Genomic DNA, 22,919 nt, shown 5'->3' on the forward strand with positions numbered 1-22,919 from the left:
ATGAATCCTGAAATTTCTGAACGCGAGAAGAGCCATAGCTCTTTTGCTGAGCTTGCGGCAGAAGAATGCATAGTTCTGCTGAAAAACGAAAATATTCTTCCCCTTCCATTATTTGCACCGATTGCCCTTTTGGGAAGCGGTGCAGATAAAACCGTCAAAGGGGGAATTGGTTCCGGAGATGTAAATAACAGACAGAATATTACCATTTACGAAGGAATGGCAGAATCCGGAATTCAGATTACCAGCAGGGACTGGCTGGATAATTATGAACATCGCTATCAGGAAGCGAGACTTATATGGAAAGAAAAGATTCTTGAGGAAGCAAAGCATGTAGATAATCCTTTTGATGCGTATGCCTCCAATCCGTTTATTATGCCAGAGGGGCGTCCTGTATCTGAAAAAGATATTGAGGGGGCAAGTGCCGCTGTTTATGTGATCAGCCGCATTTCCGGTGAGGGAAAAGACCGCCGCCTGGAAAAAGGTGATTATTATCTTAGTGAGAGAGAAGAGGAAGATATCCTTTTTCTGAACAGCAGACAGGTACCTATTATCCTCCTTATAAATGCAGGCGGCGCTGTAGAGCTTACAGACATTTTGGAAAAAACGCAGTGGATAAAAGGTATCTTTAATATTTCCCAGCTTGGGCAGGAAGGTGGACGTGCGGTTGCCCGTATTCTTCTTGGAGAAGCGGTTCCAAGCGGAAAGCTTACCACAACCTGGGCAAAAAAATATGCAGATATGCCATTTGCAGAAAATTTCAGTTATTTGAATGGAAATCTGGAACTGGAAGAATACAAAGAAGGAATTTATATAGGCTATCGGTATTTTGACAGCTTTGGCGTCAAGCCGCTGTTTCCTTTTGGCTTTGGCCTTTCTTATACGGATTTTGAAATTCAGTTCTGCGGTATTGAAACCGATCAGGACAAGATTGGGGTAAACGTATCTGTAGAAAACACTGGAAGCAGATTTTCGGGAAGTGAAGTTGTGCAGATTTATGCTGTGCTTCCTCATGGCAGATTGGAGAAAGAACACCATCGTCTGGTTGGATATGCAAAAACAAATGTATTAAAGCCCGGAGAAAAACAGCAGGTAAGGATCCTGATTGAGGGAAAAGCCCTTGCAAGCTTTTTTGAAGAGGATCATGCCTGGATCGTAGAAGCCGGAAACTATGAATTGTGGATTGGAAACAGTTCGGACAATCTGAAACTGGAAGCGCTTGTAAAAGTGAACGGGGATACTGTTCTGGAGAAGACCCGGAAGCTGGAAACGGCAGCAGAGTTAACCGGAGTCCTGGAGAGATCATACATTGTAAACTCAGAAGAAACGCAGAAGAAAGCTGGAAATCATGATATCCCGTCTGTACAGTTTGAAGATTTATGTCTGACTGGAGTTTTGGGGAAAACCCAAAAAGAAAAGCAAGAATGCTGTGAAAAAACACTGGAATCCCTTGCAGACGAGCTGCCGGTGGAAGAGATGATTCCGCTTTTATGCGGAAACACAGGGGGCATTAGCAGCAATCTGGGAGCAGCAGGAATTAAAGTGCCCGGTTCTGCTGGCGAAACCTCAGAAGCACTTTATGAGAAATATGGGGTTCCGGTACTGATTATGGCAGATGGACCCGCTGGTGTCCGGCTGCAGAGAAGCTATGAGGTGGACCGCAAGACAGATTCTGTTTATGGAATTGGTGTTCTTGGATCTCTGGAAAATGGATTTCTGATAACACAAAAGCCTCATGAAAATGCAGATATGTATTATCAGTATTGTACAGCTTTTCCCGTTGGCACCGCTTTGGCACAGTCCTGGAATCAGGAACTGTTAAGAGAATTCGGCGTAGCTGTTGCAGAGGAAATGGAAGAATTCGGCGTAAATCTGTGGTTGGCTCCAGGGATGAATATTCACAGAAATCCTCTGTGCGGAAGAAATTTTGAATATTATTCCGAGGACCCGCTTCTTGCAGGTAGCCTGGCTGCCGCTGTTTCCAAAGGAGTTCAAAGTAAAGCCGGATGCGGCGTGACCATTAAGCATTTTGCATGTAACAATCAGGAAGACAATCGTATGGGGGTAGATGTACATCTTTCTGAAAGAACTCTTCGTGAGATTTACTGCCGTGGTTTTGAAATTGCAGTAAAAGAAAGCAAACCAGTAGCAATTATGTCATCATATAACCTGGTAAATGGAATACATGCTGCAAACAGTAAGGATCTATGTACTACAATTGTACGCAATGAGTGGGGATTTGACGGCGTGATCATGTCAGACTGGAATACTACAGTGCCCGAGGATGGAAGTATTCCATGGAAATGTGCAGCTGCTGGAAATGATATTATCATGCCAGGAAATGAAAATGATCACAGAAATATTCTGGAAGCATATAGAAGCGGCAAGCTTTCCGAAGAAGAAATCCGTATGTGTGCGAGAAGGATTTTACAGTTGATTGAAAAGTTATAAAAAATATATTACTGCTATTAACAGATTAGGAGATAAAATCGCTGCAATGCCTGAAGAGACAGACATTGCAGCGATTTTTTAGTTATTCTTTAAGTGATCATTGAATATATGTTTATTCAAGTCTGTTATCAGAAGATATGATTATGGGTGGAAAACATAAGTTTTTTATAGAAATTATAGAGGAGGGTGTGGTAGGATAGGAAGTATATCTAGAGCCTGTTTGAAAAATCATTTCTGCAACCTGCATGCTCTAGAGGAAAGGTGGTGCTTTGCGGTGGCAGAGTATAGAGATAGAAGCGGCAGAGGTTCCGGGAAGAGAAGAAATACCAGTAGCAGAAAGAAAAGAAAGCAGCAGAGACGGCGGATTCTGGTGAGTGCGTTAATAGAAGTTATAATTTTGCTTTTGCTGGCAGGCGCTTTTTGCTGGGAAAGAGGGCTGAAGGCCAGGGTAATCGGACTTGCAGGGTATTTTGACGGGCCGCCTGTAAAGGAATTGGATGTGACAGGCGCGAATAGTTCAAATGTAATTTTGATGGATGCAAAAAGCGGAAAGGTAATCGGCAATCTAAGTGGAGAGGAACAGATTTATCCGGCTTCTATGACAAAGATTATGACGGCAATTGTGGCACTGGAGACATTTTCTGATTTGGACAGAGAAATTACATTAAGTGAAGATATTTTCTATACCCTGAATGGTCAGGATGCCACCCAGGCAGGATTCCAGCCTGGGGAAGAGGTACGGCTCCGGGATCTGGTGTATGGAGTGATTTTGCCGTCAGGAGCTGAGTGCTGTCTGGCGTTAGCAGATGAGGTGTCTGGATCAGAAAAGGCATTTGTGGAGAAGATGAATCAGAAGGCAAAAACCATTGGAATGAAGAACACCAATTTCGTGGACTGCACAGGACTTCATGATCCGGAGCATTACAGCACGGCTTATGACATTGCACTGCTGCTTAGGTATGCTTTGCATAATGAAACATTTTGTGATGTGATTGAAAGCCATTTCCATTCCACTCCCGGTACAAATGTGCATCCCGATGGGATTACTTATTATAGTACTATGTTTAAGAATATGTCAGATACCAGTGTTGTTGGAGGAGAAATCCTGGGCGGCAAGACAGGCTATACCTCCGAGGCAGGACATTGCCTGGCAAGCTTCGCTCAGATTTATGACAGAGAGTATATACTGGTTACGGCAGGCGCAGCCGCAGATGCCACGGGAATTCCGCACATTCAGGATGCGAAGACCCTTTATAATCGACTTGGGGAAGCAGTGGCGGAAAAAAAGTAAATTTAAAATAGGGCAGCCTTTTTGCAGGGCTGTCCTATTTGTGGCTATGAGGTGCAGGAATGGTTTTTCAATAGCTGCAACTGTTACCTCGCCATTTTAAGAATTGCTGCAATGTCTTCCTTATTTAGCGGCTGGAAGAAGCCGATGTGTCCATTTCTGCCGAAAACACATTTTTCTGCCATTTCTTCAATCTGGGCGTCAGTTGGCTGGATGCCAAGTTCAGCGAGAGTGGTTGGCATGTTAATGGAGCGGCACCAGTTTTCCCAGGCAGTGATGGAATCGCTATCCCCGAAAACTTTCTCACCAAATTGTGCAAATCTTCCCGGATTTGTCTTGTATACGTATCTTGCCCAGCTTCCCCAGATGGCAGCAAGGCCGGCACCGTGAGCCACATCAAACATACCGCCAAGCTCATGCTCAATCTTATGTGTGGCGAAATCAGATACCCTGCCTGCACCAGTCAGACCATTGTGGGAAAGGCCTCCGGCCCACATGAGAGTAGCCCGGGCTTCATAATTTTCAGGCTCTTTTACCGCAACCTGGGCTGCATCACGGACGGAAACCATCAGTCCTTCTGCAATTCGGTCGGTAAGGCTGGTATCTGTGTCTGTTGGGGTAAAATAGCGCTCCATAGTGTGCATCATAATATCAACAGCGCCGCTGGCTGTCTGATAAGTCGGAAGACTATAAGTAAGTGCCGGATTCATAATAGCAAATTTGGGGCGTGAGCAGTCATGACCGTAAGAACGCTTCATCATTCCGTCTTCAATGGTGAGAACCATGGAAGAAGACATTTCAGAGCCTGCAGCAGCGATTGTGAGAACAACGCCAATGGGCAGATTTTTATCTGTTTTTACACGTCCGTAAAGAAGGTCTTCCATCTCAAAATCATTGGCGATTCCGTAACCGATTCCCTTAGCCGTATCAATGACGCTGCCGCCGCCAATGGGCAGAAGAAAGTCAATGTCTTCCGCCCGTCCAATACGGATTCCCTCTTTTACCAGGGAAAGACGTGGATTTGGTACAACGCCGTTCAAATCTACATAAGAAAGTCCTGCGTCACGAAGGCTCTTATGCACACGCTCCAAAAGCCCAGAAGCTTCAATATGTCCTCCCTTTTTTCCGTAAACGATCATAACCCTATGCCCACCAAAAGCCGCAACCTGTTTTCCAACCTCACTTTCACGGCCTGCCCCGAACAGAATCTTAGTGGGAGCGAAAAAATCAAAATTTATCATAAGAAAATTCCTCCATATAACGATTATTGTGTCAACAGTTTTTTATAGGTAAAATCCATTCCGATCGCTCCCAGGGGCGCTGTGATCAAAATCCCAAGCACTGCTACAGAAAGAATAATCTGTCCGCAGGACAGTCCCATAGCCATAGGAACAGAACCGATAGCGGCCTGGACGGTGGCCTTGGGCAGATAGGCGATGGAGCAGAAAAGCCGTTCCTTCCAGTTCAGATTGGTTCCTGTCACACAAAGGGAAACGCCGATGGTACGGATCAGAAGTGCGGCGAAAATCATGGCAAGTGCAGCCGGGCCTGCTTTTAAGGTGTAGCGGATATCCACAGAAGCTCCCACCAATACGAAAAGCAGAACCTCCGCAGCCAGCCACAGCTTCCCGAATTTCTGGGAAAGACGGGCAGAAACGGAAACTGTACATTTCAGCTTCAGTATGCAGGCCATACTGACTACAGCCAGAAGTCCGGAAACAGAAACAATTGGTTTTAGCCAGGTTTCAATAGACATCAGCAGAAAAGAAGCACCCAGAACCACGATTACCTTTATACTGTTGCGTACCATATGACTATGAGCATATGCTGTCTCAAAAAACAGGGAAAGCAGATACCCGGCAGTGCTTCCAAGGACAATTCCCAGAACAATAGATATGGGAATGTTGATAAAATCCTGAACATGTGCACTGCCACCCTGTGCCATAGTAGAAAATGTGGAAAAAAGCACGATCACATAAATATCATCGCAGGAAGCACCTGCCAGAATCATTTGAGGAATGCTTTTTGCGGTTCCACATTTTTCATCCATAAGCTGTACCATTCGCGGTACAACCACTGCAGGTGACACTGCACCCATGACAGCCCCCATCACCGCTGCTTCCAGTCTTGTAATTCCCAGGAAATAAGGTGCCAGCAAAATATAAGCCAGAATCTCAAAGGTGGCAGGGATGCAAGCCATCATTACTGCCGGACGTCCTACTTTTTTCAGATCTGCAAGATTCAGGGAAAGCCCTGCTTTCAGCAGGATAATGATCAGTGCAATCTGGCGAAGCTCCGATGAGATAGAAAGAATAGAAGAATCCAGCAGGTTCAGTACATACGGTCCCAGCAGGATGCCGGTAATCAGCATTCCGATAATACGGGGAAGCTTCAGTCTCTGGCAGATTGCTGCCAGGGAAAGACCAATAAGAAAAATAAAAGCCAGTGAAGCTAACATTAATATCATTTCCTCCTTTATACGCAAAAAAGCTGATGCCTTTTGCGATTGTACTCATCACAGAAGTCATCAGCTTAATAAGCGGTTTGGGAAAATCCCGGGGAGACATTCATTCCCCTTGTAAAACTTTTATTCTATGCGATTTTCTTATTCTCCGAAGTATCTCTTAAGCAGACCAGCGAATGCTTTTCCGTGTCTAGCTTCGTCTCTTGCCATTTCATGAACAGTGTCATGAATTGCATCAAGGTTAGCTGCTTTCGCACGTTTAGCAAGATCGGTTTTACCAGCTGTAGCACCGTTCTCAGCTGCTACACGCATTTCAAGGTTCTTCTTGGTGCTGTCTGTAACAACTTCGCCTAATAATTCAGCAAATTTAGCTGCATGCTCTGCTTCCTCATAAGCAGCCTTCTCATAGTATAAACCAACTTCCGGATATCCTTCTCTATGAGCAACACGTGCCATAGCAAGATACATACCAACCTCAGAACACTCACCCTCGAAGTTCGCTCTTAAATCAGCAAGGATGTCTTCACTTACACCTTTAGCAACGCCTACAACATGCTCAGCTGCCCATGCCATTTCATCATCTTGCTTAGTAAACTTCTCAGCTGGAGCTTTGCAGATTGGACATACTTCCGGAGCTGTGTCACCTTCATGAACATAACCGCATACACTACATACCCATTTAGCCATAATTAAATCTCCTTTTCTTATATAAAATTATTTATTTGATTCTTGATAATAGTAATTATTACTGTTTTAAGATAACATATTACATTGATATTGTCAAGGACTATTGAAAAAATTTTTCAATGAGAGTCTTTCTGAAGGCAGTCATTGCAGATTCCGAAAAATCTTGCTTTATAGTCGGAAATCTGACCATCCGTAAAATCAGCGGCAATATCTTCAAGACTCTTATCAATATGTTCGCTGAAAACATCCATCACTCTGCCGCAGCAGGTACACATAAAGTGACAATGAGGAGCTGTGCGGGCATCGAATCGGTCTGCTCCGCCAAAACTGGAAAGCTTCTGTATCTCACCCAGATCAGCAAGAAGAGAGAGGTTCCGGTATACGGTACCAAGGCTGATATTTGGATAGATCTGCTTCATATTCTCATAAACAAAATCAGCTGTGGGATGGTCGGTTCTGCCTGTAAGAAATTCTTTGATCGATTCTCTCTGGCGGCTGTATTTCAATGTGGCCATCTGTTTCTCCTTTCTCTTAATAATAGTAATTATTACTGATACTAATATATACTATATTTTCTGATTTGTCAAGAGCAAAATGAGAAGAGTGTGTATTTATTCAGCGGAAAATGGGTTTACAAAATCTATAAAATGTGATACGCTTCTACATATAAAATACAAGGGTGTTAAAGCGTGTTTGAAAAATGTGCCAGCCCTTGTTATAATTCAAACCCATAGAGAAAGAGAGTACATTTGTGTACCGCATTACAGAGAATCCCCCAGGATATGTATAGTATAATTTCCGCAGGCTGAGAGGGGTGTGTATGGAGCAGATGGAAGATGGCTTTGGAGGGGCGTAGCTGAAGAGATGTAGGCTGCGACAGGAACGCCTGTTATAGCGGAAGGGTATGGAAGTACCCGGTAAGGTTCCCGTAGATATGTAAGCTCCGGCGGTTGTTATGAAGATATTTGTGAAAATCCGCTGGTTTTTATAAATATCTGTACCGTGAGGCGGGAATGAACAGAAGTGGTAACACGGGAATAGCTCGTCTTCTCAGAATGTGAGAGGGCGATTTTTTTATGTAATAGGATATGTAACAGGAATTACTCCGAAATACTTCTATTATATAAAAAACACTCCGCAAGGTTGCGTGAAAAGAAGGAGAAAATACAATGAGTAAACCAAAATATTACATTACTACAGCCATTGCCTATACATCCGGCAAGCCCCACATCGGCAACACCTATGAGGCTGTTCTGGCAGATGCCATCGCACGTTACAAAAGACAGCAGGGCTATGACGTATTTTTCCAGACCGGAACTGACGAGCACGGCCAGAAAATTGAGCTGAAAGCAGAAGAAGCCGGAGTGACACCGAAGGAATTCGTTGACAATGTATCCGGCCAGATCAAGAATATCTGGGATCTGATGAACACATCCTATGACAAATTCATCCGTACCACAGATGAGGACCATGAGAAACAGGTTCAGAAGATTTTCAAAAAAATGTATGCAAAGGGAGATATCTACAAGGGAGAGTACGAAGGAATGTACTGTACTCCATGTGAGTCTTTCTTCACTGAATCCCAGCTTGTAGACGGCAAATGTCCGGACTGTGGACGTCCATGCGTGCCTGCAAAGGAAGAGGCTTACTTCTTCAAAATGAGCAAATACGCAGACCGCCTCATCGAGCACATTAAAACCCATCCGGAATTTATTCAGCCGGAATCCCGTAAGAATGAGATGATGAACAACTTCCTTCTTCCGGGACTTCAGGATCTGTGTGTATCCAGAACCTCTTTCAAATGGGGAATTCCGGTAGACTTCGATCCGAAGCATGTTGTATATGTATGGCTTGATGCCCTGACCAACTATATCACCGGAATCGGCTATGACTGCGATGGCGACAACAAAGATCTGTTTAACAAGATGTGGCCGGCAGACCTTCATCTTATTGGAAAAGATATCATCCGTTTCCATACTATTTACTGGCCGATTTTCCTGATGTCTCTGGATCTGCCTCTTCCGAAGCAGGTATTTGGCCATCCGTGGCTGCTTCAGGGCGATGGCAAAATGAGTAAATCCAAAGGAAATGTTATCTACGCAGATGAGCTGGTAGACTTCTTTGGTGTTGACGCTGTCCGTTATTTCGTACTTCACGAAATGCCATTTGACAACGACGGTGTGATCACCTGGGAGCTGATGGTAGAGCGTATGAATTCCGAGCTTGCAAATACACTTGGAAACCTTGTAAACCGTACCATTTCCATGTCCAATAAATACTTTGGCGGCGTAGTAGAGAACAAAGGCGTAACCGAGCCTGTAGATGATGATCTGAAGAACTTCATCCTTTCCGTACCAGCCAAGGTAGATGCCAAGATGGAGAAGCTTCGTGTGGCAGATGCCATTACAGAAGTATTTACAATTTTCAAACGCTGCAACAAATATATCGACGAGACAATGCCATGGGCACTTGCAAAGGATGAGTCCAAGCAGGATCGTCTTGCAACGGTTCTTTACAATCTGGTTGAGGGCATCTGCATGGGAACTACACTTCTTGAGTCCTTCATGCCTGAGACAACCAAGAGAATCCTTAGTCAGCTGAATGCTTCCGAGAGAACTCTTGAGGACCTGAAGACATTTGGGCTCTATCCATCTGGAAACAAAGTAACAGACAAGCCGGAGATTCTTTTTGCACGTATGGACATTAAGGAAGTGATGGAGAAAGTAAATGAGCTTCATCCTCCGAAAGAAGAGCCGAAGGAAGAGAAACCAGAAGAGAAGGTTGTGGATATTGAGGCAAAGCCGGAGATCACATTTGATGATTTTGCAAAGCTTCAGTTCCAGGTTGGTGAGGTTATCGCCTGCGAGGCAGTGAAGAAATCCAAGAAGCTTCTTTGTTCCCAGGTTAAGATCGGAAGCCAGGTACGCCAGATCGTATCCGGAATCAAAGCTTACTATACACCGGAAGAAATGGTTGGAAAGAAGGTTATGGTAGTAACCAACTTAAAGCCTGCTAAGCTTGCTGGAATCTTAAGCGAGGGCATGATCCTCTGCGCAGAAGATGCAGATGGAAATGTATGCGTAGTCAGCCCGGAGAAGAACATGCCTGCAGGATCTGAGATCTGCTAATTGTTTTTAACATCATATAATAGGATATAGAATTGTAGTGCCAGGGGCAGGAAGGTGATTTTTGCTCCTGGTATTATGCTATCTGGATACAAGGAATAAATATGGAAAATAAACTGAGTCATTTTGACGAAAACGGCAATGCTGTTATGGTAGATGTATCGGATAAACCAGTCACCCATAGAACTGCTGTTGCCACTGGTTCTATCCAGGTTGGCACAGAAATTATGGAGCGTCTGACAGAGGGTACCGTAGCCAAAGGTGATGTTCTGGGGGTTGCCAGAGTTGCAGGAATTATGTCTGTGAAGCACACCTCCGACCTGGTGCCAATGTGTCACCCCCTTCCCGTCACCAAATGCACCGTGGATTTTGAACTGGAAAAAGAAAAAGGAATCATCCGCACCTTCTGCACTGTGAAAACAGACGGCAAAACCGGCGTGGAAATGGAAGCGCTTACTGGTGTACAGGTGACCTTACTTACCATTTACGATATGTGTAAGGCAATTGATAAGCACATGGTGATGACGGACATCCATCTGGTGGAGAAGACCGGCGGCAAGAGCGGGGATTTTGTATTTGAAAGGAGGATGAACACATGAAGCGAGTTGCAATTATCACATCCAGCGACATGGGATATCAGGGAAAACGAGAAGATTTAAGCGGCCCGGCGATTAAGGAGATCGTAGAACGAGAAGGTTATCAGGTAGTGTCTATGGACATTCTGCCAGATGACCGCTCCATGCTTTCCAAAAGAATGGCGGAAATTGCAGATGGGAACCAGGCAGAACTGATTCTGACTACAGGCGGCACAGGTTTTTCCCCAAGAGATGTGATGCCGGAAGCCACCGAAGATATAACGGAACGAAAAGTGCCGGGAATCCCGGAGGCCATCCGCGCTTACAGCATGACAATTACAAACCGTGCCATGTTAAGCCGTGCCACAGCGGGAATTCGCAAACAGACCCTGATCATTAATCTTCCTGGAAGCCCCAAAGCAGTAAAGGAAAGCCTGGAATATATTATCGGGGCATTAGACCACGGCATTGAGATTATGACCGGAGAGGCTGGAAACTGCGCAACTATGAGGCTGCAGAATTGAGGTAAACTATGATTTTTGATACACATGCACATTATGATGACGAGGCATTTGACGAAGACAGGGATCAGCTCCTCTCCTCTATGAAGGATGGGGGAGTGGGCTGTATTGTAAATGTGTGCGCTTCCGCAGGGGGATTTGACGGAACCCTGAAGCTGATGGAAGCCTATCCTTTTGTTTACGGAGCTGTGGGCGTTCACCCGGACGATGCGGAAATTATGACCCAGGACACCCTGGACGAGATCCGCAGACTTTCCCATATGGAGAAAATGGTTGCCATCGGGGAAATCGGCCTGGACTATTACTGGCACAAAGAAGAATCCGAACATCAGCGCCAGCAGGAAATGTTTCGTGCCCAGATGGACATTGCAAGAGAAGAAAAACTTCCCTTCATGATCCACAGCCGCGACGCAGCCGAGGACACCCTGAACATTGTCCGTGACTACATGAAAAAAGATATGTCCGGCGGAATCATCCACTGCTTTTCCTACAGTAAGGAAATCGCAGCCGAATACCTGAAAATGGGCCTGTACCTTGGCATCGGCGGAGTTCTCACCTTCAAAAATGCCAAAAAACTAAAAGAAGTAGCCGCCATGGCCCCACTTTCCCAAATTGTTCTGGAAACCGACTGTCCCTACATGTCCCCCGAACCCCACCGCGGCAAACGCAACTCCTCCCTCAACCTCCCCTACGTAGCCGCCGCCCTCGCCGAGATTAAAGGAATCACCCCGGAGGAAGTCATTGCAGTAACGGAGGAGAATGCGAAGAAATTGCTATTTAAATAATATCAAATAAAAAGAGCTGGAAAACAGGCAATCTATTTGCCGTATTTTCCAGCCCTTTTGCAATCTCACATCTTATTTGGTGCCGAAAATTCTATCTCCCGCGTCACCAAGTCCCGGACAAATATAAGCTCTCTCATTCAGCTCTCTGTCCAGATGACCAACATAAATCTGCACATCCGGATGAACCTCATGAAGTCTCTTCAATCCCTCAGGAGCCGCAATCACAAACATACACTTAATGCTCTTGCCGCCATGTTCCTTAATGAAATTCACAGCTGCAATAGCAGAACCGCCGGTAGCCAGCATCGGGTCAACCATAACGATCAGACGCTGATCGATAGGATCCGGAAGCTTGCAGTAATACTCATGAGGCTCATGAGTAACAGGATCACGGTAAAGGCCAATATGACCGATCTTGGCAGAAGGAACCAAAGTAGTAATACCGTTCACCATACCAAGACCTGCACGAAGAACAGGAACAACAGCCAGCTTCTTACCGGAAATCATGGGAGTCTTGCAAGTCTCAATAGGAGTCTCAACCTCTACATCCTCAAGCGGAAGATCACGAAGTGCCTCAAAACCCATAAGAACTGCAATCTCTTCAATAAGCTTACGGAATTCATTTGTTCCCGTCTCTTTGTTGCGGAGAATAGAAATCTTATGCTGGATCAGCGGATGATCCATAATAAAAACATTGTCCATATCTGAAAAATTTGACATGATTAAAAACCTCCGTCGTGTGCTAAACTTTGTCATTGCCCTATGCAATAACAAACTCCCCTATGGGAATACTGGTAAAATGATACCGCACTTTAAGCAGAAAGTCAATAATTGTAAAAACTTGTCGCATCCCTTATACTAGTATAAGTTGTATTGGCGTTTCTTATACCAATACTAGAGCGTGTTTGAAAAAGGAGGAGCTTTATTATGAAGTTCAGAGTAGAAGGCATTTATGATGCCAAGAAGCTGGGAATTCCGCAGATGCTGATTCTGGGACTCCAGCACATGTTTGCCATGTTCGGCGCTACCATTCTGGTACCGATCCTGGTAAACAACTATTTTCACGGCGAAGGCTTATCCATCCAGGTAACCCTGTTCTGCGCCGGATTCGGAACACTTCTGTTCCACGTACTTACCAAGCTGAAGGTTCCGGCATTCCTTGGTTCATCCTTTGCATTCCTTGGCGGATTTGCTACAGTTGCAGAGCTTGATACCGGAATTTTCGCAAACATGTCCTATGGAGAGAAGCTTCCATACGCATGCGGCGGTGTATTTGTAGCAGGTCTTCTGTACCTGGTACTTGCCCTGATTGTAAAAGCTATCGGCGTAAAACGTGTTATGCGTTATCTGCCGCCAGTTGTAACCGGCCCGATCATCATCTGCATCGGACTTAGCCTTGCACCATCCGCGATCAGCAATGCTTCCCAGAACTGGGTACTTGCCCTGATCGCCCTTGGAACTGTTATTTTCTTCAATATCTGGGGAATCGGCATGTTCCGTATCATTCCGATTCTGATGGGTATTGTGGTATCCTATGCAGCTGCCCTGATCATGAATGCACTGGGCATGACAAATGCAGACGGAAGCGCCATCCTGAACTTTGCAGGCGTTGCAAGCGCACCAATCGTAGGTGTTCCGAAATTCTTCCTCTGCAAATTTAATATCACTGCAATCCTTGCAATGGCACCTATCGCGATTGCATCTATGATGGAGCACATCGGTGATATTTCTGCTATATCCGCAACTGTTGACCGCAATTTCATCGAGGATCCGGGACTTCACCGCACACTTCTTGGTGACGGACTTGCAACCTCTCTGTCAGCCCTGATCGGCGGACCTGCCAACACCACTTACGGTGAGAACACAAGCGTTCTTGCACTGAGCCGCGTATACGATCCGAAGGTAATCCGTCTGGCAGCTATTTATGCAGTCATCCTCAGCTTCATTCCTAAGATGGCAGAGGTGATCAGCTCCCTTCCGTCCGCAATCATCGGCGGTATCAGCTTTATCCTTTATGGAATGATCTCTGCAGTCGGTGTACGTAATGTAGTTGAGAATAAGGTTGACCTGACACGTTCCCGTAACCTGGTTATCACAGCCGTTATCCTGGTATGCGGACTGGGTGTTTCTGATGGTCTTACCTTTACAATTGCAGGCGCTCACATCACTCTGACAGGCCTTGCACTGGCAGCAATCGTTGGAATCGTTCTGAACGCAGTTCTTCCGGGAAATGATTATGTATTCGAGAGCGGAAAGAAAAAAGAAGAATATGAAGACGACTGATTAAAGAAACATAAGCAGTAATTATAACAATTTTATAAAGCCTCCGCAAAAGTCTGGATAATGATCGGACTTTTGCGGAGGATTTTTGTATGGTGCTGGCCGGGAAGCCTGTTCTCTGCCAGCACAGCGTATGTACTTTTAGAAGCTTCCTCCTGTGCCGCCGTGGCTGCTGTCGGAACCGCCTGTGTCGGAGGTGTCATCCTTAGGCTTGGCCGTGCGGGTAACGGTGTTGTAAAGGAAAATATCGTTTGACCGTGTAACATCCATGCTGCCGCTGCGCACATAGTCTACAGCGCTTTCCTGGCTGCGCACGGACTTCAGCTGAGCCCTCATTCCCATGGTACAAAGCAGTGCCAGAACAAAGCCAATGGCAATGGAGATGGGAATCCACATAAGAGAAAATGGTTCTTTGGGAAGGGTAGAAGCATCATATGGCTCTTCCGTGGCTGCCTGTTCCAGGAACATCTCACACTGGTCGGCAAATTCGTTAAAGGCTCCGGCAAAGTCCTCGTCCTTTAATTCCGGCTGAACCTTTTCTTTCAGATAATCCAGGCCATCCTGATTGAAAACAGTCATGCCATAGCCGTGAGTGGTAATGTGCCATTCCCGGTCGCCAATGCTGACCATAAAGAGGATGCCGTCGTAATCATCACCTAGTCCATAATAATTGTCATCATAGAAGGTGTCGGTAAATTTGTTCATGGCCACGCCGTCTGTGGACTGTACCGTAGCTACTGCAACGTCAAAATCGTATTCCTCACTTAAGGAATCCAGTCTGTCAAGAAGCTGGGACTCTTCCTCATCGGTAAGAAGGTCGGCCGCGTCATAAACCCTGGGAAGAAATTCGTAATTATCATCGGTCTCTGCCTGAACAGTCAGGGCAGCAGGAAAAAGGCTTCCCACGCTGAGGGCGGCAGCCAGCATAACTGCAAAAGATTGTTTTTTCATGGCGCATCCCTCCTTATAATGTATGAACCAGCCATGCGATCACATAGGCGGCTACAGAAAAACCAGCAGTCAGACCAAGGAGCCATTTGGTAAAAATACTTTTGTCTACAGGTAGGTTTCCAACGAATTTGCCAGTCTGGCCGTTCATTCCGAACAGATAGTGATTTCCTTTCCAGGTGGTGGAAAGCAGCCACACAGGAAACAAGGCGTAGTGGGTTTTGCCCCCGTGAAGCTGGATATGGGAATCTTCCGGTGTGACGGTGTCATATCCGTTTACTGTAGAGCGAAAAGCGTCTTCCGCAGCTCTTCGCACACGCTGGTTGGCACGCTCTACAGATTCTTCTGCGGAGACATCGTACTTGTCAGCAACGTAGCCTGCCAGGTAAGGTGTCTGGAAATCTACAGCTTCTGAAATTACATAAGGTTCCAGAGATTCTGTAAGGTCATTGTCAATCTTGGAAGAGCCGTCTACAGGAATCTGGTCGAAACCGATATTTCCGGCGCGGAAAACAGAGTAGTGGCTGGTTTCCGTATAGTCATACTCATCATCGCTCCAGAAACGGGTGCGGGTGGCATGATAGCGGATATCTGCAGTGGCGTCTGTGTCAAAAAGCCAGAATGGCACGTAGACGCCTTTGATCTCGTCAATATGGTTCTCTTTTTTGAAAACCTTGGGAAGAAGGATCTTGCCGTGAAGGTGCTTGTTCAGGCCTTCTTTGGCAGCCTTTTTGTCCAGCTTAAAGGGAATGATAAAGTCTGGACGCAGATCACCGGAGAATTTACCGGATATTACTACCGGGTTGCCGCAAAACGGGCAGCTGGAAGCGCCTGTGCTTTCGTCCGCAACGATCTCACCGCCGCAGGACTGGCATACGTAGACGGACATTTTGTCAGTTTCGTTTTCCTTCCAGTCTGTGCCGGAAGCATTTTCCCAGGTCATGTCATCGGCCTGCTGGCTGGCGGCAGCTTCATTAAATTCCTTAACGGTTTCCATGTCGAATTCGGTGTCGCAGTAAGGGCATTTCATCTTCTGAAGCTTGCTGTTGAACTCAATGGCTCCGCCGCAGCAAGGGCATTTATATTCAAGGATATCGGACAATATTTCATCTCCTCTCGGATAAAAATAGGATCAGTCCCGTAAAAGAGTCTGGGGAGTATCCCATCTTTTTACGGGACATATATGGTCAGTTACTGAATGTCGTTCTCATTAAACGGGTCGCCGCAGTTCGGGCAGAATTTCGGCGGATTGGTGAGATCTGCCGGTTCCCATCCGCACTTGTCACAGCGGTAGCGCGGCTTCATAGCAGGCTTTGGAGAACCGCAGTTGGTGCAGAATTTGCCTGTATTGACAGCACCGCAGGAACAGGTCCAGCTTGCATTTGCTACAGGAGCCTGAGGCTTCTTAGCGCCGCACTCCGGGCAGAAGTTGCCGGAAACAACAGCACCGCAGGAGCACTTCCACTGATCACCGGAAGGCTGGGCAGATGGAGTACTCTGAGGAGCCGCCTGCTGTGCCTGGGCTGCCTGCTGCTGTCCCATGTTATAGAGATCCTGGGTATTGAAGCCGCCTGCCATATTTGCCATATTCATTCCCATAAATCCGGTCATAGCGCCTGCAGAATTGCCTGCTGCTGTTTTCATAGCGTCTGCCTGGGCGCCTGCAAGTGTGGCAGCAGCCATAGCAGGATTGCGCAGCATTGCCATACGCTGTGCGTCTTTGATCATCTTGGCATCTTCTTCAGGAAGCGTGATCGGGTTCATGGCAACAGAGACGATCACAAGTCCGCGAAGCTGGCTCCATTTCTGGGTAAGGGCCTGGTTCATGGCATCACAAAGCTCCATTGCATGGGCAGGAAGGGCGCTTGGACGGATTCCCTGCTGGGAGATGCTTGCAAATGCTGGCTGAAGAGCGGAGATAAACTCTGTTTTCAGCTGGCTCTCGATCTGCTCTCTGTCATACTGCTGCTCGAAGTTTCCGCAAACATTGGAATAGAAGAGAAGCGGGTCTGCAATGCGATAAGAATAAACGCCGCTGCAGCGCACGGATACATCAATATCCAAACCGATATTTTGATCTACCACGCGGAATGGAATCGGATTCGGTGTGCCGAATTTATTGTCCACCAGTTCTTTGGTATTGAAATAATAAACGCGCTGGTCTTTGCCTGTGTCACCGCCGTAGGCAAAACGTTTGCCGATGGTGTGGAAGGTATTCATAATGGCATCGCCCAGATTGCCGGAAAAAATGCTGGGCTCTGTGGATGCATCGTAGGTATATTCGCCAGGCTCTGCGCAGATATCCACGATCTTGCCCTGTTCTACGATCATCATGCACTGTCCGTCTGCAACTGCGATTCCGGAGCCGCTGGTGATGATGTTGTCGTTTCCTCTGGTGTTGGAGGAGCGTTTGGAGGTGCGTTTCTGGCCTTTCACTGCCAGAACGTCATTGTCGATGGCATCGCAGTAGAAAAACTCTTTCCACTGATCTGCAAGTGTACCGCCTGCTGCTCCAAGAGCTGCTTTAATAAGTCCCATAATAGTAACCCCTTTCTTTTTTGATATGGTCTGGCTATATTCTTGCTTAGAGTTTATATGATTTTGTCAGAAAATACAAGCGACATGTGAAAAATGACAGGTTTTCGTGATAATAAGACGGAAAAAGAAAAAAATCTACAGCCTATAAGCATAGTACTGTAGATTTTTTGCATTTGAAATACTAATACTAGAGCCTGTTTGAAAAATCATTCCCGCAATCTGCACGCCCCACTTTGCGGTATATTTCACCCGAATTCGGTTGTCGTAGCCCGCTACGACTCCCTCATCCGGGCAAAATCTCCCACAAATTGTGACGCACATCTTGCAGCAAGCCTTTTTCAAACACGCTCTAGGTATTTTTTATTCTTCGGAAGAATCTTCTGAGCTGTCGCCAGAACTGCTCAGGTTCTGATAATATTGGGAGGAAGTGATGGAATCGGTATCCTCCACATAGTTGCCGGAAGCGTCATACATGTTGCCGTCAGAATCAAAGGTGACATCCAGAAGGGTAGTCTTGGTGGATGGGGTCACGTTCATGGACATGATCTCGTCATATTTGGTCTGAAGGTTCTCAAGGGTAAATTCATCTCCGATGGATTCCCGGACACTGTGAGCAGATGCCAGGGCGTCTGTGTATTCGGAAAGCTTGTATGGTCGGTATTCCTTATTGTCATAGCTGTAATGCATAACCAGCGGTGTCAGGGCAGCATCCTGGATTTCAATGGTGGTCTGGTCGCCTTCTACAGTTTTCTGGATGGTAAAGGTAGCCATGCCTCCAAGGAGCTGCTTCAAAGTTTCCTGTCCGGTAACAAAGTTGCCCAGGGAGTAGTAGATCAGCATGTTGTGTCCGGCGTCATCGGTAAGATATCCGTATGGCTGAAGCACGTTAGGGTTGGTGCCGATTACCACATCTACGCCCTGCTCCATCAGGAAGTTCGCCCATTCTTTTTCATATTCGGTAGGCATTGGTTCTTCTGTCTTGCCCCAGTTTGCAGAGAAAATCACGCAGTCTGCAGATGCACGGGCTGTCTGGATGGCAGCTGCCACGGCTGTGGTGTTAAAGGTATCTATCATAGAACCGGAAGAAGCGGTGCTGGAATCTGCGGATGCAGTGTCGGTACCTTCTGTGTCTTCTTCAGAGTCCTGACTGGAATCGGACTGACTGCTGTAGGATGGGAACGTGTAGTCCAGGAAAGCAATCTTGATTCCGTTTATCTCCACAATCTTTGGCGCGGAACTGGTCTGACTGTCGTGGATTCCTACAAGGGTGACATCCGGCTGCAGGGTATTCCAGTAATTCAGGGTTTCATCTAACATGGAAGTTCCATTGTCATCGATCAGTGCAGTCGCAGAGGTAACCACATTAAAGCCTGCATTTACAAGTGCGTCGCCAATCTCGGTTGGGGTTGCATATGGGGCAGTGCCGCTGACGGCATCATGGTTTGCGGTAAATGGTGTTTCCTGATTGACAATGGCAATATCTGCCGCCTGTATGTCTGAGCGGAGATTGTCATAAACGCTGTCATAGTTCCAGGCACCGCTTTCGGACTGGCCGGAGGAAAGAAGGCTTGGCTGAACCAGGTTGTCGCCTACTGCAAGTACTGTGGCAGTGGTGGTTTCCGCTGCAGCGACTGTGTTTTCCTTTTCCTTTTGTTTCTGGGCTTCTGCCGCTTTTTTCGCCTGGGCTGCGGGCTGACGGATCATGGCGTAGTCCATCTGATTAAAAATCAGGCACAGGACAACCAGAACCGCTGCTGACACCAGGAAGCTGGTCCTGGAATTCAGCCGTTCTTTATAATTTAATGGAAGATCGTCTCTTTTTTTCATAATTTCTGTCCTTTGAATGATTAATTGTAAAGTTTGAGTTTATTATAACAAACTATTATGCTTAAAGAAAGAAGGTATTCCATAAAATTTTAAAAAATTGTTACAGGACTTTGCGTTTGACAGTTCGTGTACCAGCAAGATTATTTCAAACACGCTCTAAAGTGCCTGGTTGATATATTTTTTTAGAACCGGGAATTGTACCGGGCCAATGGCGAGAATCTGCTGGTGAAATGCTTTCAGGTCAAAATCTTCGCCAAGAAGCGTTTGCTGCTCTTCTTTCAGATCCAGGAAATTCAGGTATCCCACGTAGTATTTCAGGTAATTAGCGGGCGTTTCCACAATGTATCGGTAAATTTCCGAAATCGCGGAGGCATCCCGGATGCCGAAAGCATTCAGGAAGCGGGCTGCCTGCGAGGGAGTCCAGCCACGGTAGTGGATTCCAATGTCCAGAAGGGAATAGATGCACAGGTTTACGCTTCGGTTCAGCCATGCGGCGCGAGTAAGGGCAGCAGAGGGGATTGCTTCGGATGCAGCTTGCCTCTGGGATTCCTGCGTCGTATTTTCCCGGGAAAGATATTGGGCGGCGTAATCGTAGGCGTAACTTTCCACATAGGTTGCCCAGCCCTCCACGTATCCGCCGGAGTCAATAAGATAGCGGATGTGCGCCGGATTCTGGCGGGCAAAATATACAGTCTGGTAAAGATGCCCCGGAAAGCCTTCGTGGGCCAGCGTGGTGAAAAGCTCCAGATTGCTGATAGAACGGCCGTTGTTGATATAAATGACGTTCGGGGAGCCTGTGTCCATAGGCGGTGTCAAATAAAAAGCCGGGCTGAGAAATTCCTCCATAGATTTATGTACCGTGCGGATTTCAAAGCCGACAGCCGGTGTTTCCGGGAAATCCTGTCGGATTTTTTCCTGAAGGAGATTTACGATGGTTTCGGGTTCCATAGCAGGCAGGTCTGTATTCTGGCTTTGCTGGGAAAACAGATCCGGATATTTTTTTAATAGAAGGGAAATTTCCCTGGAGTCTGCGGAAAGTTGCTGGGTAAGACGCTGCTCCAGCTGTTTTACAGGGAGATAGATGCCTACTTTGCTTTGCAGGAGATATTGGTAGTATTCTTTTCCACCGGAAAAATTGGACAGGCCTCCAGAGTTTTTTCCGGTTCCGCGTAGCTGCTCCAGGCCTTCTATCAGTTTCTGATAGGCGGGAAGGACTTTTTCTTTGAGAATCTGGCGGTGTGCCTGATTCAGCAGCCTCTGGTCTTTTTCGGAAAGCTTTCCGTAGTCTTTTAGTTTCTGGGAAAAAATTTCAAGCATGTAATTGGAGTCTGGATCTTGGATGAAGGAGAGGCATTGCGTCTGGATTCGGTCAAGGGTTTCGTCACTCATGAAAAATCCAGCATCGGATTTTGCCTGCTCGAAGGCGAGAATGCTCTGGAAATAATCCCCTGTGGTGGTGAGCAGATTCAGGTAGTCGGTGATATCCTGATTATTATAGAAGTTATATTCTGCAAGGAGGACGGGAAGCTGGGCCTGAATGCCAAGGCTGGGGCCAAGGGGCTCCTCCAGAAGATAATGTTCCCCAAGAGAGGCCTGGGTGTGGTAGTAGAGCAGGAGCATGTCAAGGGTCAGGCGGTTGGTCTGGGAAAGCTTGGCGGGGGAAAAGGTCTTTAGTTTTGCTTCGTATTGTTCATATTGGCGAATGGCGTTGGAGTTGTCGGTGGCGAGGGTGCCAAGGGAGGCTCTGGGGCGGGAAATGCCCTGCTTTTCCGGATTTGCCAGGGAATAGTGAAGGTTCAGGACATTCTCGGAAACTTCTTTTTCGAAAAGGGATTCGGCGAAGTTCTCGAAGCGGGCATTTTCGGATATAGCATGGCGAAAGAGCCAGGGAAGGGCGATACAGGCGGAAAATATGAGGGAAAAAGCCGCAATGATAAGGGCTTTCTGCCTGGAATGGACTTGTTTTTTGAGGGTGGAAAGCATGGGGGATCCTCCCTGCCAGAGGGATTTTTACTATATTATTGAGATTTTCGGTAAAGTATGCATTTTATTTGGTCCCATGGGAGGTGTAGGTGTGAGGATTGTGTGTCCAGGATGGTGGGATTTGCCAAATTAAAAGAGGGTGAGGGGAAAATGATTGGAAGATTTCACGAAATGGGGAGGGCGATGCGGCTGGCGTGAAAATTGACGGGGAAAATTTTGTGTGATATTATACACACCTGTTACGTAGACTTAATAAAAATGTAATAATTATCGCGGGAATGCGCCGCAGTGTGCTGCGGCAGCAGATGATAACGCGGTATACAGAAAAGGAACCCAGTCAATGTGGGGTATTAATTTCGAGAGGTGAATGGATGTTAAAAAATAAAATGAAGAAAATTCTGTGCGGCGTGGCCATATGTGTAACGGTATGTTCCCAGGTGATTTTTCCGCAGGCGGTATTTGCCGCAACAAAGAAAGCGGTGGAAAAGGCAGGAGAGGAATTTGTGGCAGCAATGGAAGCGGATGCTGACGAGAGTGCAGAGCTGACTGCTGAAAGTGTGGATTCCGAGAATGCGGAGCAAACTGTTGAGAGCGGTACTGCTGTAAGTGCTGATACAGGTGCAGAGGTAAGCTCGGAAAATGTGGATACAGATGTTTCTGCTGAGGAGAGTGTGGATAACTCAGAAACTGAGGAAGAGGCACAGAGTGGACCAACAGAGGAAGAACTGAGAGCGCAGATTGTGGATTTCGCCCTGCAGTTCGAGGGAAATCCTTATGTTTATGGCGGGACAAGCCTGACAAACGGTGCAGATTGCTCCGGATTTGTAATGTCTGTGTTTGCACAGTTTGGATATTCTTTACCAAGGGTGGCAGCAGACCAGTATTATCAGTCTGTTCAGAAGTCAGTAGCGGATCTGGAGCCGGGAGACCTGGTATTCTATGGAAGCGGAATCAGCCATGTAGCGCTGTACATCGGTGATGGACAGATCATCCACGCCAGCACATCCGCGTCCGGAATAAAGATTTCCAATTATGATTATGAAACTCCCGTTGGTGTGGGAACTTATATTGAATCAGACGGATTTTATGGGGAATAAAAAAATAGGGGCATTGCTTTTGGGCAGAGCCTGTTTAAATAAATACGCTTATAGGACTGGGATGAATTTCCTGGTCCTTTTTTTATCATACAATTACAGGGGAAAAATGTGTGTGGAAGTGGGATTTGTCTGTATTTTGCCGGATATTGTAAATACGATATTTTTAAGGGTTGAGTGTCGAAATATGTTGAAATTAGCAGATTGCACAAATTCTTTTTTGAAATGTGGATAGGTGAATTTGTGTGGGAAAAGTTTTCCACTTTTTGAAATCTGGAAAAACGTTGAAAAATCAAGTTATACACAAAGTTATCCACATTATCCACATGGAAAAGCATGTGGATGAGTTGATTTAC

General features: G+C 46.4%; 20 protein-coding genes and 1 riboswitch. Of the genes, 9 read left to right on the plus strand and 11 right to left on the minus strand.

Annotated features, from left to right (window positions below):
• Both DWZ38_RS11855 and DWZ38_RS11860 read left to right on the plus strand, forming a co-directional pair.
• Positions 1 to 2,448 carry a glycoside hydrolase family 3 protein gene (locus tag DWZ38_RS11855; RefSeq protein ID WP_243000240.1) on the plus strand — a complete coding sequence of 816 codons (2,448 nt, stop codon included), beginning with the start codon at positions 1 to 3 and terminating at the stop codon, positions 2,446 to 2,448.
• 370 nt (positions 2,449 to 2,818) lie between these two features.
• Complete coding sequence (locus DWZ38_RS11860) at positions 2,819 to 3,739, plus strand: serine hydrolase (protein ID WP_243000241.1); 921 nt, start codon at positions 2,819 to 2,821, stop codon at positions 3,737 to 3,739.
• Between the two features lie 83 nt (positions 3,740 to 3,822).
• On the opposite strand, the gene DWZ38_RS11865 is transcribed toward DWZ38_RS11860, so the two are convergent.
• The 4 genes from DWZ38_RS11865 to DWZ38_RS11880 all read right to left on the minus strand — a co-directional run bounded on the left by DWZ38_RS11865 (position 3,823) and on the right by DWZ38_RS11880 (position 7,402).
• A complete protein-coding gene (locus DWZ38_RS11865) occupies positions 3,823 to 4,977 on the minus strand; it encodes an iron-containing alcohol dehydrogenase (protein WP_117852976.1) in 1,155 nt (384 codons plus the stop codon).
• A 23-nt stretch (positions 4,978 to 5,000) separates the two neighbouring features.
• Positions 5,001 to 6,194, minus strand: coding sequence for a cation:proton antiporter (locus DWZ38_RS11870; protein WP_117852979.1), 1,194 nt, complete (start codon positions 6,192 to 6,194; stop codon positions 5,001 to 5,003).
• A gap of 53 nt (positions 6,195 to 6,247) precedes the next feature.
• Positions 6,248 to 6,320, minus strand: a riboswitch (Fluoride riboswitch).
• A gap of 21 nt (positions 6,321 to 6,341) precedes the next feature.
• Entirely contained in the window at positions 6,342 to 6,887 is a 546-nt protein-coding gene (locus tag DWZ38_RS11875) for an NADH peroxidase (protein WP_117852981.1), read from the minus strand.
• Between the two features lie 116 nt (positions 6,888 to 7,003).
• On the minus strand, positions 7,004 to 7,402 hold the full coding sequence (locus DWZ38_RS11880; RefSeq protein ID WP_117852984.1) for a transcriptional repressor: 399 nt from the start codon (positions 7,400 to 7,402) through the stop codon (positions 7,004 to 7,006).
• 654 nt (positions 7,403 to 8,056) lie between these two features.
• Between DWZ38_RS11880 and metG the strand changes: the two genes are divergently transcribed.
• The 4 genes from metG to DWZ38_RS11900 all read left to right on the plus strand — a co-directional run bounded on the left by metG (position 8,057) and on the right by DWZ38_RS11900 (position 11,893).
• On the plus strand, positions 8,057 to 10,015 hold the full coding sequence (metG, locus tag DWZ38_RS11885; RefSeq protein ID WP_117852987.1) for a methionine--tRNA ligase: 1,959 nt from the start codon (positions 8,057 to 8,059) through the stop codon (positions 10,013 to 10,015).
• A 101-nt stretch (positions 10,016 to 10,116) separates the two neighbouring features.
• On the plus strand, positions 10,117 to 10,611 hold the full coding sequence (gene moaC, locus DWZ38_RS11890) for a cyclic pyranopterin monophosphate synthase MoaC (RefSeq protein ID WP_117852988.1): 495 nt from the start codon (positions 10,117 to 10,119) through the stop codon (positions 10,609 to 10,611).
• Positions 10,608 to 11,111 carry a MogA/MoaB family molybdenum cofactor biosynthesis protein gene (locus DWZ38_RS11895; protein ID WP_117852991.1) on the plus strand — a complete coding sequence of 168 codons (504 nt, stop codon included), beginning with the start codon at positions 10,608 to 10,610 and terminating at the stop codon, positions 11,109 to 11,111. Before moaC ends, DWZ38_RS11895 begins: the two co-directional genes overlap by 4 nt.
• An 8-nt stretch (positions 11,112 to 11,119) precedes the next feature.
• Positions 11,120 to 11,893 carry a TatD family hydrolase gene (locus DWZ38_RS11900; RefSeq protein ID WP_021924549.1) on the plus strand — a complete coding sequence of 258 codons (774 nt, stop codon included), beginning with the start codon at positions 11,120 to 11,122 and terminating at the stop codon, positions 11,891 to 11,893.
• A 72-nt stretch (positions 11,894 to 11,965) separates the two neighbouring features.
• Here the strand turns inward: DWZ38_RS11900 and upp are convergent, their stop codons facing one another.
• Positions 11,966 to 12,595 (minus strand): uracil phosphoribosyltransferase, encoded by a 630-nt coding sequence (upp, locus tag DWZ38_RS11905; protein WP_117853043.1) that lies wholly within the window; start codon positions 12,593 to 12,595, stop codon positions 11,966 to 11,968.
• A 225-nt stretch (positions 12,596 to 12,820) separates the two neighbouring features.
• Here upp and DWZ38_RS11910 point away from each other — a divergent pair, with 225 nt between their 5' ends.
• On the plus strand, positions 12,821 to 14,176 hold the full coding sequence (locus DWZ38_RS11910) for a uracil-xanthine permease family protein (RefSeq protein WP_117852993.1): 1,356 nt from the start codon (positions 12,821 to 12,823) through the stop codon (positions 14,174 to 14,176).
• Positions 14,177 to 14,314: 138 nt separating this feature from the next.
• Here DWZ38_RS11910 and DWZ38_RS11915 read toward each other — a convergent pair whose 3' ends face one another.
• From DWZ38_RS11915 to DWZ38_RS23535, 4 genes are all read right to left on the minus strand, one after another.
• Complete coding sequence (locus DWZ38_RS11915) at positions 14,315 to 15,124, minus strand: TPM domain-containing protein (RefSeq protein WP_021924552.1); 810 nt, start codon at positions 15,122 to 15,124, stop codon at positions 14,315 to 14,317.
• A gap of 13 nt (positions 15,125 to 15,137) precedes the next feature.
• On the minus strand, positions 15,138 to 16,223 hold the full coding sequence (locus DWZ38_RS11920; RefSeq protein ID WP_021924553.1) for a hypothetical protein: 1,086 nt from the start codon (positions 16,221 to 16,223) through the stop codon (positions 15,138 to 15,140).
• A gap of 89 nt (positions 16,224 to 16,312) precedes the next feature.
• Positions 16,313 to 17,659 (minus strand): SPFH domain-containing protein, encoded by a 1,347-nt coding sequence (locus DWZ38_RS11925; protein WP_117852996.1) that lies wholly within the window; start codon positions 17,657 to 17,659, stop codon positions 16,313 to 16,315.
• Between the two features lie 135 nt (positions 17,660 to 17,794).
• On the minus strand, positions 17,795 to 17,968 hold the full coding sequence (locus tag DWZ38_RS23535; protein ID WP_347519603.1) for a DUF6783 domain-containing protein: 174 nt from the start codon (positions 17,966 to 17,968) through the stop codon (positions 17,795 to 17,797).
• On the opposite strand from DWZ38_RS23535, the gene DWZ38_RS23540 reads away from it, so the two are divergent.
• Positions 17,900 to 18,043 carry a DUF6783 domain-containing protein gene (locus tag DWZ38_RS23540; protein ID WP_347519606.1) on the plus strand — a complete coding sequence of 48 codons (144 nt, stop codon included), beginning with the start codon at positions 17,900 to 17,902 and terminating at the stop codon, positions 18,041 to 18,043. The two genes, DWZ38_RS23535 and DWZ38_RS23540, sit on opposite strands and share 69 nt — an antisense overlap.
• On the opposite strand, the gene DWZ38_RS11935 is transcribed toward DWZ38_RS23540, so the two are convergent.
• Together DWZ38_RS11935 and DWZ38_RS11940 are read right to left on the minus strand one after the other, a co-directional pair.
• Complete coding sequence (locus tag DWZ38_RS11935; RefSeq protein WP_021924555.1) at positions 18,020 to 19,486, minus strand: CapA family protein; 1,467 nt, start codon at positions 19,484 to 19,486, stop codon at positions 18,020 to 18,022. The two genes, DWZ38_RS23540 and DWZ38_RS11935, sit on opposite strands and share 24 nt — an antisense overlap.
• 156 nt (positions 19,487 to 19,642) lie before the next feature.
• Complete coding sequence (locus DWZ38_RS11940) at positions 19,643 to 21,469, minus strand: DUF885 domain-containing protein (RefSeq protein ID WP_117853001.1); 1,827 nt, start codon at positions 21,467 to 21,469, stop codon at positions 19,643 to 19,645.
• 371 nt (positions 21,470 to 21,840) lie between these two features.
• Here DWZ38_RS11940 and DWZ38_RS11945 point away from each other — a divergent pair, with 371 nt between their 5' ends.
• A complete protein-coding gene (locus tag DWZ38_RS11945; protein WP_243000242.1) occupies positions 21,841 to 22,566 on the plus strand; it encodes a C40 family peptidase in 726 nt (241 codons plus the stop codon).
• The last annotated feature ends 353 nt before the right edge of the window (positions 22,567 to 22,919 follow it).

The organism is Ruminococcus sp. AF31-8BH (assembly GCF_003460605.1).
Classification (GTDB): Bacteria; Bacillota; Clostridia; order Lachnospirales; family Lachnospiraceae; genus Blautia_A; species Blautia_A acetigignens.

What these genes read in the sequence shown, in the direction of transcription:
- moaC (WP_117852988.1), top strand. Translation starts at nt 10,117, where the DNA reads ATGGAAAATAAACTGAGTCATTTTGACGAAAACGGCAATGCTGTTATG.
- DWZ38_RS11855 (WP_243000240.1), top strand. Translation starts at nt 1, where the DNA reads ATGAATCCTGAAATTTCTGAACGCGAGAAGAGCCATAGCTCTTTTGCT.
- DWZ38_RS11865 (WP_117852976.1), bottom strand. Translation starts at nt 4,977, where the DNA reads ATGATAAATTTTGATTTTTTCGCTCCCACTAAGATTCTGTTCGGGGCA.
- metG (WP_117852987.1), top strand. Translation starts at nt 8,057, where the DNA reads ATGAGTAAACCAAAATATTACATTACTACAGCCATTGCCTATACATCC.
- DWZ38_RS11910 (WP_117852993.1), top strand. Translation starts at nt 12,821, where the DNA reads ATGAAGTTCAGAGTAGAAGGCATTTATGATGCCAAGAAGCTGGGAATT.
- DWZ38_RS11895 (WP_117852991.1), top strand. Translation starts at nt 10,608, where the DNA reads ATGAAGCGAGTTGCAATTATCACATCCAGCGACATGGGATATCAGGGA.
- DWZ38_RS11915 (WP_021924552.1), bottom strand. Translation starts at nt 15,124, where the DNA reads ATGAAAAAACAATCTTTTGCAGTTATGCTGGCTGCCGCCCTCAGCGTG.
- DWZ38_RS11935 (WP_021924555.1), bottom strand. Translation starts at nt 19,486, where the DNA reads ATGAAAAAAAGAGACGATCTTCCATTAAATTATAAAGAACGGCTGAAT.
- DWZ38_RS11900 (WP_021924549.1), top strand. Translation starts at nt 11,120, where the DNA reads ATGATTTTTGATACACATGCACATTATGATGACGAGGCATTTGACGAA.
- DWZ38_RS11880 (WP_117852984.1), bottom strand. Translation starts at nt 7,402, where the DNA reads ATGGCCACATTGAAATACAGCCGCCAGAGAGAATCGATCAAAGAATTT.
- DWZ38_RS11945 (WP_243000242.1), top strand. Translation starts at nt 21,841, where the DNA reads ATGTTAAAAAATAAAATGAAGAAAATTCTGTGCGGCGTGGCCATATGT.
- DWZ38_RS11940 (WP_117853001.1), bottom strand. Translation starts at nt 21,469, where the DNA reads ATGCTTTCCACCCTCAAAAAACAAGTCCATTCCAGGCAGAAAGCCCTT.
- DWZ38_RS11870 (WP_117852979.1), bottom strand. Translation starts at nt 6,194, where the DNA reads ATGTTAGCTTCACTGGCTTTTATTTTTCTTATTGGTCTTTCCCTGGCA.
- DWZ38_RS11925 (WP_117852996.1), bottom strand. Translation starts at nt 17,659, where the DNA reads ATGGGACTTATTAAAGCAGCTCTTGGAGCAGCAGGCGGTACACTTGCA.
- upp (WP_117853043.1), bottom strand. Translation starts at nt 12,595, where the DNA reads ATGGACAATGTTTTTATTATGGATCATCCGCTGATCCAGCATAAGATT.
- DWZ38_RS11875 (WP_117852981.1), bottom strand. Translation starts at nt 6,887, where the DNA reads ATGGCTAAATGGGTATGTAGTGTATGCGGTTATGTTCATGAAGGTGAC.